The sequence below is a fragment of the Streptococcus mitis genome, assembly GCF_003942995.1.
GTDB classification, from domain to species: domain Bacteria; phylum Bacillota; class Bacilli; order Lactobacillales; family Streptococcaceae; genus Streptococcus; species Streptococcus mitis_CV.
In genome coordinates, this window is the sequence record NZ_RJOH01000005.1 from 47041 (window position 1) to 61204 (window position 14164).

A 14164-nucleotide genomic window follows, 5' to 3' on the forward strand; every position below is an offset into this window, starting at 1 on the left:
CAGCCCAAAAATCGTATGAAGTCATCATACGATTTTATCTATTAATTAACTAAGCTTTGGTACAAGTCAAGATATGACTTGCAGGCTGTATCCCATGAGAAATCACACTCCATAGCTTGTTTTTGTAAGTTTTTCCAAACGTCAGGATGGTTTCTATACAAATCCAAAGCTGTTTGGAAAGTCCAATTTAACCAATAAGGAGACAAATTGTCAAAGCTAAAACCAGTACCGCTTCCTTCAATCGGATTAAAGGCTTGAACGGTATCTCGCAAGCCACCAACTTCATGGACCAATGGCAAGGTTCCGTAACGCATAGCCATCATTTGAGACAAGCCACACGGTTCAAAACGACTCGGCATGAGGAAGAGGTCACAAGCGGCGTAGATTTCTTGAGCTAGTTTGACATCAAAAGTGATATTTGCTGATAGCTTGTCTGGGTAGATTTGAGAAAACCATGAGAAAGCTCCTTCAAAGGCAGGATCGCCAGTTCCCAAAAGAACAATCTGAACATCTTCTTGCAAGATGTGGTGCAGGCTTTCCACCACCACATCAAAACCTTTTTGACGTGTCAAACGAGAAACAATTCCCACCAAAGGAACATCAGCTCTAACTGGCAAGCCAACTCTCTCTTGTAATTTCGCCTTATTCAGGGCTTTTCCAGACAAATCTTCTTGATTAAAATGATAGTCTAAAAGGGCATCTGTCTGAGGATTATACAAATCAGCATCAATCCCATTCACGATACCAGAAACTTTACCAGACTCCATTCGAAGAATCTGATCCAAGTTACATCCGAACTGGCTGGTCATAATTTCATGAGCATAGCTAGGCGAAACGGTTGAAACACGATCCGCATAAAGAATACCAGCCTTCATCCAGTTCAGACAGTTGTTCCAGCGAAGGGTACCATCAGCATAACGTTCAAAGCCCACTCCAAACAAATCCCATAACATTCCTTCTGAAAATTGTCCTTGGAATTCCAAATTATGAATGGTTAAAACAGTTTTTATTCCTTGATAGGCTTGAATCCAACGGTATTTTTCCTTCAACAAGAAAGGAATCATAGCTGTATGGTAGTCATGAACATGGAGAAGATCAGGAATAAAGTCAATCCTTTCCATAGCCTCAATGGCAGCCAGTTGGAAAAAAGCAAAGCGTTCTCCGTCATCAAAATCACCGTAAACATGACCTCGGAAGAAATAATATTGGTTGTCAATGAAGTAGAAGGTCACACCATTTAAGACTGTTTTCTTAATCCCACAGTACTGTCTGCGCCAACCAACACTAACCTCAAAATGAAGCACATCTTCAATCTGATTTCCAAATTTAGCCTCTACCATGTCATAGTAGGGTAAAATTACTGCAACTTCATGTCCCGCTTTTACCAGTGATTTAGGAAGAGCGCCAATGACGTCTCCCAAACCACCTGTTTTTGAAAAGGGTGCACCCTCAGCTGCTACAAATAAAATTTTCATGAATGAATATCCTCTGTTACTTTAGCACCTTTCTTAACGACGACTGGATGTTCTGCAGTTCCACGGATCACTACTCCATCCGCAACTTCAACACCCTTGTCCAATATAGCGTATTCTACCTGAGCACCTTCTCCAATAACAACACGAGGGAATAAGATGCTATCTTTAACCAAGCTATCCTTATGGACATGAATATTACGTGATAAAACAGAATTAGCCACTTGACCTTCAACAATACTACCAGAAGCAAACTGAGAAGTACTTACCTTAGATGTATTGGCATAGTAAGTTGGCTCTTCGTTTTTGACCTTTGTATAAATCTTTTGGTTTGGTGAGAAGAGAGAATAGAACTTTTGCGATTCAAGCATATCGATATTCGCTTTATAATAAGACTCTACAGAATGAATGTTGGCTAGGTAGCCTGTGTACTCGTAGGCAAAAGCCCCTTCTTTTGCAGCCAAATCCCGTAAAACATAGCGCAACTTCTCTGGATGTTCTTTCTTAGCCTCTTCTTCTAAGCGTTCAATCAACCAAGGGGTATCAACGACAAAGATATCTGTCGACATATTGTAAACTTCATCTGATGATTTACTATCAAAGAGTTTATGAGAACGAACATGGTCTGTTTCATCCACTTCCAAGATTGCGTTTACTTCTGAAATGTCTTTCTTAGCTAGTTTTTTATAAACTACAGTGATAGGCCCTTTTGTTGTACTATGTAGATGGAAAACTTGGTTCAAATCAATATTAATCAAAACATCACAGTTGAGTGAAACTGTTTGGTTTGAGCCAGAACGTTTCAAGTAAGTAAGAAGTTGTTGGTAGTATTCTTTTCCAACTGTACTACTTTCCACACGAGTATTGTAAATACCTAGATAATAGTGGCTAAGAAGAGTTGACAAGCCCCACTCACGTCCTGAACGGATATGGTCAAAGACTGAGCTGATATTGTCTTGTTGGAAAATACCAAAAATACTACGGACACCAGCATTAGCAAGACTTGAAAGCGGGAAGTCAATCAAGCGATATTTACCACCAAATGGCAAACTAGCTACTGGACGGTGGTCTGTCAGTGTTGACATATCATGAAAACCAACTGTGTTTCCTAAAATGGCAGAATATTTATCAATCTTCATCTGTTGCTACCCCCACTACTTCATCATATCCTACAACTTGTACTTCTTCTGTTCCATCAATTTCGACACCATCAGAAATAACTGCACCTTCACCAATAATGGCACGTTTGATTTTAGCTCCCTGACCGACAATTGCACCACTCATGATAACTGAATCTACTACTTCTGCCCCTTCGCGAACTTGCGCACCTGTTGAGAGGATAGAATGTTTAACAGTTCCATCTACGAAACAGCCATCGACAACCAAGGAATCTTCCACATGAGCATTTGCCCCAAGGAAGTTTGGTGGTGAAATTAAGTTTCTTGAGTAAATCTTCCATTGACGGTTACGGCTATCCAAGGCATTTTCTGGTGAAATATATTCCATGTTAGCTTCCCAAAGTGACTCAATAGTACCAACATCTTTCCAGTAGCCATTAAACTCATATGCATAGACACTTTCACCTGACTCAAGGTAATTTGGAATGACATTCTTACCGAAGTCTGACATATCGACATTGCTCTTTTCAGCAGTAACAAGCATATTGCGCAGACGTTGCCAATCAAAAATGTAAATTCCCATAGAAGCTTTTGTAGATTTAGGTTGAGCTGGTTTTTCTTCAAATTCAACAATGCGGTTATTGGCATCTGTGTTCATAATACCAAAACGACTAGCTTCTTTAAGAGGGACGTCTAAAACCGCTACTGTCAAGCTGGCATTATTATCTTTGTGAGACTGGAGCATATCATCATAATCCATTTTGTAGATATGGTCCCCAGATAGAATCAAGACATACTCAGGATTGACACTGTCGATATAATCAATATTTTGGTAAATAGCGTGGCTAGTCCCCTCAAACCAACGATTTCCTTCACTTGCAGAATAAGGTTGAAGAATAGAGACACCAGAATTGATACCGTCTAGTCCCCAGCTTGAACCATTACCAATATGGTTGTTGAGAGCAAGTGGTTGGTACTGTGTAATGACTCCAACATTGTTGATGCCTGAGTTGGCACAGTTTGAAAGAGCAAAGTCAATGATACGGTAGCGCCCACCAAATTGCACAGCTGGTTTTGCAATGCTTTGAGTGAGTTTACCGAGACGAGTTCCTTGCCCACCAGCAAGAATCAAAGCTAACATTTCATTCTTCATTTTCTACTCCTTTTTGGTTTTTACTTGTGACGGTTTTAGTAGGTTTCAAGCGGCGTTTGATTTTCCAAACACTTGCTCCCATAGCCGGTAGGGTAAAGGTCAAGGTCTGCTCATAATCTTTCCATAGTCCTTCTTGCGTTTGCACAGTTTGATTATGTTCTTTCCAAACGCCTCCCCACTCTTCTAACTCAGTATTCCAGACTTCTTCGTAAATCCCTGCAACAGGAAGCCCGATTGTAAAATCTTTTCGTTCAACAGGTGCCATATTAAAGATACAGACTAACATATCATCCTTCTTACCCTTACGGATGAAGGAAAGAACACTCTGGTCTCTATTATCCGCATCGATGATTTCAATACCATCATAGCTGGTATCAATTTCCCACAGACAGCGGTGGTCTTTGTAAAACTGATTTAGCTGAGAAGTGAAATACTTCATCTTAGCATTCATTGGATCTTCTAGGTTAGACCATTCCAACTGCTCTTCAGATTTCCATTCTAGGAATTGCCCATATTCACTACCCATGAAGAGCAATTTTTTACCTGGGTGACAAATTTGGTAAGTGTAGAGATTGCGCAAACCTGCGAATTGATTGTAGCGATCTCCCCACATCTTGTGCATCATACTCTTCTTGCCATGAACCACTTCATCGTGCGAGAATGGTAGGAGATAGTTTTCCTTGAAGACATACATAAAGCTGAAAGTCACCAGATTAAAGTCATATTTACGGTAAATCGGATCTTCTTCGTAGAAACGGAGGATATCATTCATCCAGCCCATATTCCACTTGTAGTCAAATCCTAGACCACCAAGCTCTTTCATTCCCGTAATCTTGGTTGCTGACGAACTTTCTTCTGCGATCATCATCACATCTGGATGAACTAGTTTAATCACATCATTCAAGCGTTGAAGGAAATAATATCCCTCATAGTTGAGATTGCCACCATCTTTATTAGGTGTCCATGGAGCATCATCGTAGTCTAAATAGAGTATATTGCTGACAGCATCCACACGAATACCATCTAGATGGTAAAAGTCAATCCAAAACTTAATACTAGAAATCAAGAAGGACTGGACTTCATTTTTTCCAAGGTCAAAATTGAGAGCGCCCCAACCATAGTTATGAGCCTTATTATGGTCTTGGTACTCAAAAGTCGGTGTCCCATCATAATAAGCTAAGGCATCATCATTAATGGTGAAATGACCAGGTACCCAGTCTACAATAACCCCAATATTGTTTAAGTGACATTCCTCAACAAAATCTTGAAATTCTTCAGGACGACCATAGGCATGCTCTAGAGCAAAGTAACCCATAAGCTGATAGCCCCAACTCAAACCTAGTGGGTGAGACATCAAAGGCATAAACTCAATGTGAGTATAGTTCATCTCAACCAAGTAAGGAATAAGTTCATCTTTCAATTGAGAAAAACTATAGGGGCTGCCATCAGGATTTCTCTTCCAAGAGCCAGCATGAGCCTCGTAAATATTGACAGGACGCTCTTCAAAGCTCAAGCGTTTTCTACGGGCTAGCCAGAGACCATCCTTCCATTTCTTTTCTGGAATCTCTGTTAAAATAGCCCCAGTACCAGGTCGTGCCTCATACCTTACAGCCAAAGGGTCAATCTTCATCAACTGATGACCGTTTGATCGTGTGATATGATACTTATAAATTTGGCCTTCTTGAGCAAGAGTGGTAAAGACTTCCCAGATCCCAAATTCATTTCGTTCCATTGGAATTTGATTTTCAACCCAATTGGTGAAATCCCCTACCAAGTGAACAGCCTGAGCATTAGGCGCCCACACACGAAAAGTATAGCCATACTCTCCATTTTTTTCTTCCCTATGAGCTCCCAGATAGTGCTGGAGGTGAAAATTTTCACCTGTCATAAAGGTTTTTAAAGCATTATTCTTATCCATACACCCTCCTAATTCTGTAAGCGTTTTCTATAGATTTATTATACTACCTTTTTAGGGAAGATTCAAGTAAATTACGGAATTTGCAAAAAAATCTTTTGAAAGTCTTCAACAAATTCACTGATGTGTTCACTTGTAAATCAAGAATTTTTCAGAAACACCTTGAAAACAGATTTTTTTTAATAATACTATCATAAAGTTCGTCATTTTGCTAACAAAAATATGATTTTAAGTAAAAAAATAAAGCAAGAAACGAATTTCCTGATTTTACATTTCATTTCACATCAAAAACAATGGATTTGACATTTGTCATCGCTTCAATACTATATTTAATTCCTTGCACTCCAGCGCCAGAACCTTTGACACCAAGGAATGGGAAATTATCTGGACCACGCTGGGTTTTATTATTTATATGAACTGTACCCACTTCAAGTTTTTCAGCAATTTCAAATGCTTTTTTGAAATCATTTGTAAAGACTGAGGATTGAAGGCCGAATTCAGATTCGTTGGCAAAGGCAATGGCTTCCTCTACACTAGCCACACGGATAATTGGTAAAACAGGACCAAATGGCTCTTCCCATGCCACTTTCATATCTTTTGTAACTTGGTCAAAAAGCACTGGCCATAGAAGATTGCCTTCGCGTTTGATTGGTGTAAGAGCCTGAGCACCTTTTTCTTGTGCATCATCAATCAAGCCCCAAATAAAGTCTGCTGAAGCATTGTCGATAACTGGTGTGATATCAGCATTGTCGAATGGATCGCCAACTGTTAATTTAGTAACCTCTGCTTGAAGCAAAGCAGCTAGTGTATCTGCTACACTTTCGATAACAATAACACGTTTAATGGCTGTGCAACGTTGACCTGAATAGCTAAAGGCACCCGCAACAATTTGCTTGGCAGCATGTTCCAAATCTGCATCTTCTAGTACTAAGGCTGCATCTTTCCCACCAAGCTCCAACATGATTGGACGCATACCAGCTAAACGACCAATACGTTCTCCGATAGGAGTTGAACCTGTAAAGTTGATGAAGTTGACTTCTTTGTGTTCAATGATATAATCCCCAATTTCTGAACCACGACCCGTAATGGTATTGAAAACACCAGCCGGAATCCCTGCTTCTTCAAACGCTTTAGCCAACAAGAGCCCAGAAATAGAACCTTGTGTTGGTGGCTTAAACATGACTACATTCCCTGCAATCAAGGCAGGTGCAATTTTAGAAGCAGATAAATTAACTGGATAATTAAAGGGAGCGATAGCCAGCACGACACCAACTGGCTCGCGACGAACAACGGCCAATTTATTTTTACTTGCTGCTTCAAAACCGCCACCTTCCATTGCTTGTCCAGTGATACGGAGACCTTCCTCAGCAGCATAGCGAATCAAGTCTGCGGTACGCACCACTTCTCCAATAGCTGCTTTAATTCCCTTTGCCACTTCTTTGGCAAGTATAGTACCAATTTCTTCCTTATCACGTTCTAAAATAGCTGCTGTTTTGTGCAAATAAGCCGCACGTTCAACTGCTGATAAAGCTCGCCAAGCTGGCAGGGCTGCACGCGCAGCTTTCATAGCCTCATCTACTTCTGCCTGAGTCATAGCTGGAACAGTCCCTAATTCTTCTTGGTTTATTGGTGAATAAATCGTAATTTCTTTTTCAGCTGATTTCCATTTTCCATTTACTAAATTCTGATATCTTGTCAAATTCTCGTCCTCCTGAAAATGATTAAGATATATTTTACCAAATTTTCAGAAAATTACAACCCTTTTTGCAATTTTTTTGAGATTATTTTCACAAGCTTGGTTTTTCAAACTATTTGAAACTTGATTCTAATCTTCATTGAAAACTTATAAATGATAAAAAGGATTAGACAATCTAACCCTTTTTAGTTTATGCATTTAAGAGAGTACTTTTAGCACTGCGACACTAGTATCATCAATGACATTTTCTTGTTTCGAACGACTATTGGTCACAAGCATTTCTAGATTTCCTGCATTTTCAAAGTATAAGGAAGTTCCCTTGGCATTGAATACTACCAATAGATGTTCTGGCCCCCCGTGAATCTCGTAAACAATCCATCCGCTATTTTCTGCAGCTGTGTGAACAAAGACATGACGGTAAACTTCTTCGTATGTAGGATAAGAAAAGGCGCTAGTCTGTGTTTTCAGTCGAATAATTTGACGGACAAAGTCAATGCTTTCTTGTCTTTCATTGATTAAATCCCAGTTTATTTGGTTAACACTGTCAGGAGCGTTGTAACTATTCATAGCACGTTCTCGGTCTGCCGAAGTGAGTTGTCCATGTTCACCCGTCGGAATTAATTTGGTTCGACCAAATTCTTGGCCAATTTCCATAAAGGACATTCCTTGCATGAGAAGGTTCATTGCTGTCGCTGTCTCAACCTTGCGCATAATCTGGTCTGAACTTTGATCAGGATGAAGAGTCGCCAACAAATCATGAAGATTGTAATTGTCATGGGCTTCAACATAGTTGAGAACCTGGTTTGGACTGAGATAAGAACCCAATTCTCGGCTACCAAGAATGGCCTTGGCAATGATTGGTTCAGTGGCTGCACCACTTACAAATCCTGACTTGATTGCACCATAAACTTCTCCTCCTTTGACCGCATCACGCTGATTATCATTGAAGAATCCGATATTTGGCATTTGGTAGGCATTATCCTTCTTGGCCTTATCATAAGTTGCAAGACCTGTTCCCATATCCCAGCCTTCTCCATAAGTGATAATACGGGGATCAACCTCATCTAGCGCCCAACGAATCGCTTGCATGGTTTTGACATCATGAATACCCATCAAGTCAAAACGGAAGCCGTCAATATTGTATTCCTGTACCCAGTATAGAAGAGAATCAATCATGTACTTGCGGAACATTTCGTGTTCACTGGCTGTTTCATTTCCAACACCTGTTCCATTCTGGAAGGTACCGTCTGGATTCATGCGATAGTAGTAATCAGGGACAGTTGTTTGGAAAGGTGCATCAACCGTTGAAAAGGTGTGATTATAAACCACGTCCATAATGACACCAATCCCCGCATCGTGATAGGCTTGAACCATGGTCTTCAAATCACGAATGACCTGCCCTGGATCATCTGGATTACTAGAAAAACTTGGTTCTGGTGCATTGTAGTTTTGAGGGTCATAACCCCAGTTATAGGTTACATTTCCATCCTCATCGTATTCCTTATGGCGATCAAAGATAGGCTGGAGTTGAACATAGTTGCAGCCAAGTTCTTTGATATAGTCAAAGGCGGTTGCTTGTCCGAATTGGTTTACAGTTCCAGTCTGGGCAGCACCAAGGAAGGTTCCACGGAGATGCTCTGCAACTCCAGAGGTCGGAGATTTGGTTAAATCTCGGATATGCATTTCACAGATAACTGCTTTACATGGATTTTCCAAACGCCAAGGCGCTTCTGTTCCATGTTTGACCACAAATCCTTCTACTTGTCTGTCTTGATGAGAAAGAATTACGGAACGTTTGCCGTCAGGACTTGTGGCAATCGTGTAAGGATCTCTCGTCACAGTCTGGTGGTGAGGAAAGTCAATCTGATACTGATAAGCCTTGCCAGCAAGATTTTCATCTAAGTCTAGACTCCAAACACCAATGGTATTGTACTTATGACTGTATGAATAGCTATTACCACGCTCTAGATTAAAGGTTTTCCAAATCGGAGCGTCGTTGCTGGTATTTTCGTAGACAACCACCTGTACAGCAGTAGCCGTAGGAGCCCAAAGTTTAAAGCTAGTCTGATAATCTGAAAGACTGTAACCTAGTTCTCCTTGGTAGCCCCAGTGGTGATCAAAACTAGCGCTATGTATTGCTCTATCAAAAGCAAATGGATTTTGATCTTTGTAGTAAGGACTAGCAATGGCTGGGTTTTCAGAATAATAAACAGTCTCGTCGCCCTCTAAAATCCAAACTTCTGTCAGAAGCGGATAGTAGTTATAACGCACGGAATATTCCTTAACTGTCCCATCAATCTCGACAGAAAACTTCAGGTTTTCTAACTTTTCTTGACTTGTAACTGTGAAGGAGAACTTTGCTCCAAAAAAGTTATTTTCATAATACAATTTTTCAACATTGTCCGCCTGTTTTCTACTAAATGAACAGGCTGCATAATCCCCGTTTTTTCGATGAAAATGGATGACTACAGGGTAATTAAACATTTCTTTTCCTAATTTCTAATTTTAATTTAATTTTTTATGTGGTGCTGATAGATTCAGCGATTTAATTTCTTACTCAAGATAGACTCAATCCATGTCAAAACACTTTAGGAAAGACAGTTTCAGACTATCTAACACCTAGCCTTCTACTATTCTTTATAAACTTTCTAGCCAAGCTTCATCTCGAACCTCAATACCAAGTTCTTGTGCTTTTTGAAGTTTACTTCCAGCATCTGCTCCTGCAACAACGAGGTCTGTCTTTTTAGAAACACTGCCTGTCACTTTGGCACCCAGACTTTCGAGTTTACTTTTAGCTTCTGAGCGCTTGAGTCGCTCCAATTTTCCAGTCAATACAACGGTCAAGCCTGACAAGGCTGCATCTACCACTACAGTCTGACCTTTATAGTTCAAATTGACCCCAGCTTCTCTCAATTCTCTGAGGAGAATTTCAGAGCCTTCTGTAGCAAAGTAAGTCTGAAGACTCTTGGCAATCACACCACCCAGACTCTCAATACTAGCCACTTCCTCTGGATCTGCCTGAGCCAGATTTTCGATTGAATGAAAATGTTGAAGTAACAACTGACTGGCCTTGCTTCCGACATGACGAATTCCCAAACCAAACAAGAGTTTCTCAGCTGAGTTTTCCTTTGATGCTTGAATGGCCTGATACAGTTTAGCAGCGGACTTTTCCTTAACCCCCTCTAAAAGGAGGAAATCTTCTTCTTTCAAACGATAAATATCCGCCACATCCCTGACTAAATTAGCAGCAAAGAGTTTCTCAACAATAGATGGACCAAGGCCTGTAATATTCATAGCATCACGAGAAGCAAAGTGGATCAAACCTTCCATGATTTGAGCAGGACAACGCGGATTGATGCAACGAAGGGCCACTTCATCTTCAAAGTGCAACAAGTCAGAATTACAACTTGGGCAGTTTGTAGGGATATCTAGTTTCTCTTCAGAAACCCGTTTGAACTCTACCACACGCAAAACGGCAGGGATAATATCTCCAGCCTTATAAACGATAACCGTATCGTCTTTGCGGATATCTTTTTCAGCAATATAATCCACATTGTGTAGAGTCGCACGGCTAACAGTTGTGCCAGCAAGCTGAACAGGATTCAGATTTGCAGTTGGAGTCACAACACCCGTACGGCCAACTGTCCAATCAACTGATAAGAGTTGAGCTTCTTTTTCTTCAGCAGGAAACTTGTAAGCTACTGCCCACTTTGGAGCCTTAACGGTAAAACCAAGTTCTTCTTGACCTGCTAGGTCGTTGACCTTGATTACCACCCCATCGATATCATAGGGAAGACTGTCTCGTTCCTCTCCTACTTCTTGGATAAAATTCCAGATTTCATCTATGTTTTCTGCCAAGATTCGCTTAGGATTAACCACAAAACCTAGTTGTTCAAGGTGCTTCAACACCTTTTCTTGACTGTCACGAGTTGAAAGACTGGCTTCTTGATAGAGGAAGGTAGCAAGATTGCGCTTGGCTACTACTGCCGTATCCAACTGTCGCAGGGTGCCTGCTGCCGCATTACGAGGATTGGCAAATTCAGGCTCTCCATTTTCTTGTCGTGCTTGGTTGACCTGGTCAAAAGAAGCGCGTGGCATATAACATTCCCCACGAACTGTGATATCTAGTTCTTCTGGCAAAGTCAAAGGAATGTCCTTAACACGCTTGAGGTTTTCCGTGATATTCTCCCCAACAGAACCATCTCCACGTGTTGCACCAACAACTAAAATCCCCTTTTCATAAGTAAGCGATATAGACAAGCCATCAATTTTCAGCTCACAAATATAGGTCGGATGAGCCACTTCCTTACGAACACGCGCATCAAAAGCTTCAAGCTCCTCACGTGAAAAAGCATCCTGCAAACTATAAAGAGGATACTGATGACTGTATTTTTCAAAACCATCTAAAACCTTGCCACCAACACGATGGGTCGGACTATCTGCTAACACTTGATCTGGATAGGCAGTTTCTAACTCAACCAACTCACGGTAAAGACGGTCGTACTCACTGTCTGAAACCGAGGGATTATCGCTGGTATAGTACTCAGTCGCATAGCGATTGAGCAAGGCGACCAACTCATTCATTCTTTTATTCATAAAACTATTTTACCATAAATTAAGCCCTTCTCACAAACGAGAAGGGCGGAAAAAACACTTAGATTGGAATTATTTTTGAAGTCCAAGCAAACTTATGTCTCTTTTTCAAAATGAGTTCGTACATAGCCTAGAGCTAAGAAGGATAAGGCGACAACTCCAAGTCCAATAATCAAGAAAGAATAAAGATGGACACTTGGAAGAAAGGTCATCAAACCTTTCGCAATCGGCATAAAGAGAATTGCCAGTGTAAAAATGGTACTCAATACCCTACCCAAATATTCTCCATCAATCTTGGTCTGTACCTGTGTAAAGAAGTGAATATTAAAAATCGTCATAAAGAGTTCACAAATCAGGTTTCCAGAAAAGGTTAAAATATTGGGCAGTGGCAAACCCATCATGAAAACTCCTACTCCTGTTAAAATCAATAAGAACAAAAGTGTATTCATACTTGATTTAAATTTATTTGCTATCAGTGCTCCTATAATTGAGCCAATCGCACCCATGGTTAAGATAGTCGCATAAGCTCCTTCTACTCCATATAGTTTATTTGAAAAAGGAAGCAAAAACTCAAAAGCCGCAAAAAAGAAATTAACGCTGGAAGCCACTAACAGGAGAAAGAAAATATCTTTTTGATGCCAGATATAGTGCAAGCCATCTTTGATATCCGCAAAAATATCTTTCCCAGTAAAAGGTTTCTTATCTTGAACCATTGGTTCTTCTTTTGGAAGTAAGGCCACTAGAACAAATGCTATAAAAAAAGTCAAAGCATCTAGTAAGAGCGTCAGATGGAGACTTGCAAATTGTAAGACCAGAAAAGAAAGTACAGGAGAACTCACACTGACAACCTGCAAGACCAACTCCAAACGAGAATTGTATAGGACCAGTTCATCCTTCTCTACCAATTCTGTGATAATGGCCTTATTTGCCGGTCTAGAAAAGGCAAAAGCAATAGCCTGAACAATGTTGGCAAAAATCAAAGCTCCAATCATCCAGCTATCATTCCTTATAAAAGAAATAGCCAGACAAAGAATCCCACAAACAAGGTCTGTCGCCATTAAAATCCTACGACGAGAAAAACGGTCTGAAATGACTCCACCAAAAGGATTTACGAGAATAGATGTGACGAGTTCAGAAATCTGATAAAACCCTAAAACTGTCTGTCCGATAGTCCCCATGGAAGCCAACCAGACACTATTTCCATAATCATAGAGCATATTCCCTATCTTGTTAACAGCTCCACGACTAATCAGCTGTACTGCATAGCGATTCATATAAAAACTCCTCTCAAATTTTGAAACTATTGTATCAAAACCGAAAGGAGCTTTTTCATTTTTCCCTTATTTGGGAAAATTAATCTTTGACAAATTTTTCGTAGTGTTCCTGATAGTAGGCTACTTGCTCTGGAAGACCTAGCACATCAAAAATATGCATGGCCTCTTGCATCTGCTTACAGCCTTCTTTACACTGTCCTTTTTGATATAAGGCAAAGCCTTTTAGGTAATGTAAAATATTTCGTTCATACAGACTAATGTTTTTGCCAATAATCTTCTCTGTATAAGTCTCAAAATAGCTTGCATTGTCAAAAGAAATATGCTCTAAACAATGCTGGTAACAATTGAGAGCCAAAATCAACACTAATCTCTTATGACGCCCAATCTCTTGGTAAAATTCTTCCCTCTCCATAACTTCTCTACCAATCCGTGTGACATAGTCCACATCGTAGAAACTATAGAGGTTCCCGAAAAGAATCAACTCATACATGGTTCATTCTTCTGTTTTGAAGAGATAATCTGCTACCTTATCCAAATCATCCTGCTTCATATCATAACTCGAATCTCTTTGACAAATCAGACCCTGTAGCAAAATCCAGTTCAGCTCAAAATAGAGGGGATTTGTCGAACTCTTAGTCTTTTCAAGTTGTTCTTCTTGAAGCTTTTGAAAACCTGCAATATCATTTGAGTAGTAAAGCGGAATAATTTGTCCCATCATGGCAACATGTTCATGATTATGAAAATCCCTAGCCTTATCCATGAAATTTTCGATTGTGACATGAATGTTATCCAAAATCTCAAAGAAACGCGAGACTGCTAGATCAGACTCCCCAAGCTCAAAGCGAGATAACTGAGAAGTTGAACAGGACTCCCCTGCCGCCTCCTTTAAAGAATAATTTCCACTTGTCCGAAATTCACGAAATACTTTTCCAAGATGTTCCAT

Annotated in this window: 8 protein-coding genes and 1 pseudogene; all 9 read right to left on the reverse strand. The window is 40.2% G+C overall.

Annotation, left to right across the window (positions count from 1 at the left end; genetic code table 11):
• Positions 1–41: 41 nt before the first annotated feature.
• Complete coding sequence (gene glgA / locus D8836_RS04550; protein ID WP_125393288.1) at positions 42–1475, reverse strand: glycogen synthase GlgA; 1434 nt, start codon at positions 1473–1475, stop codon at positions 42–44.
• Entirely contained in the window at positions 1472–2611 is a 1140-nt protein-coding gene (gene glgD, locus D8836_RS04555; protein WP_049491441.1) for a glucose-1-phosphate adenylyltransferase subunit GlgD, read from the reverse strand. The genes glgA and glgD overlap by 4 nt, the downstream gene beginning before the upstream one ends.
• Positions 2601–3743, reverse strand: a complete 1143-nt coding sequence (locus tag D8836_RS04560) for a glucose-1-phosphate adenylyltransferase (protein ID WP_049491443.1) — start codon at positions 3741–3743, stop codon at positions 2601–2603. Before D8836_RS04560 ends, glgD begins: the two co-directional genes overlap by 11 nt.
• Positions 3733–5661 (reverse strand): 1,4-alpha-glucan branching protein GlgB, encoded by a 1929-nt coding sequence (gene glgB / locus D8836_RS04565; RefSeq protein WP_125393289.1) that lies wholly within the window; start codon positions 5659–5661, stop codon positions 3733–3735. The genes D8836_RS04560 and glgB overlap by 11 nt, the downstream gene beginning before the upstream one ends.
• Before the next feature lie 271 nt (positions 5662–5932).
• Positions 5933–7357 (reverse strand): NADP-dependent glyceraldehyde-3-phosphate dehydrogenase, encoded by a 1425-nt coding sequence (locus tag D8836_RS04570; RefSeq protein WP_000199367.1) that lies wholly within the window; start codon positions 7355–7357, stop codon positions 5933–5935.
• Positions 7358–7552: 195 nt separating this feature from the next.
• A complete protein-coding gene (gene pulA, locus D8836_RS04575) occupies positions 7553–9838 on the reverse strand; it encodes a type I pullulanase (RefSeq protein ID WP_125393290.1) in 2286 nt (761 codons plus the stop codon).
• Positions 9839–9991: 153 nt separating this feature from the next.
• On the reverse strand, positions 9992–11950 hold the full coding sequence (gene ligA, locus D8836_RS04580) for an NAD-dependent DNA ligase LigA (protein ID WP_125393291.1): 1959 nt from the start codon (positions 11948–11950) through the stop codon (positions 9992–9994).
• A gap of 92 nt (positions 11951–12042) precedes the next feature.
• On the reverse strand, positions 12043–13221 hold the full coding sequence (locus tag D8836_RS04585) for an MFS transporter (protein ID WP_125393292.1): 1179 nt from the start codon (positions 13219–13221) through the stop codon (positions 12043–12045).
• A 79-nt stretch (positions 13222–13300) separates the two neighbouring features.
• Positions 13301–14164 (reverse strand): annotated as a pseudogene (locus D8836_RS04590) (Rgg family transcriptional regulator).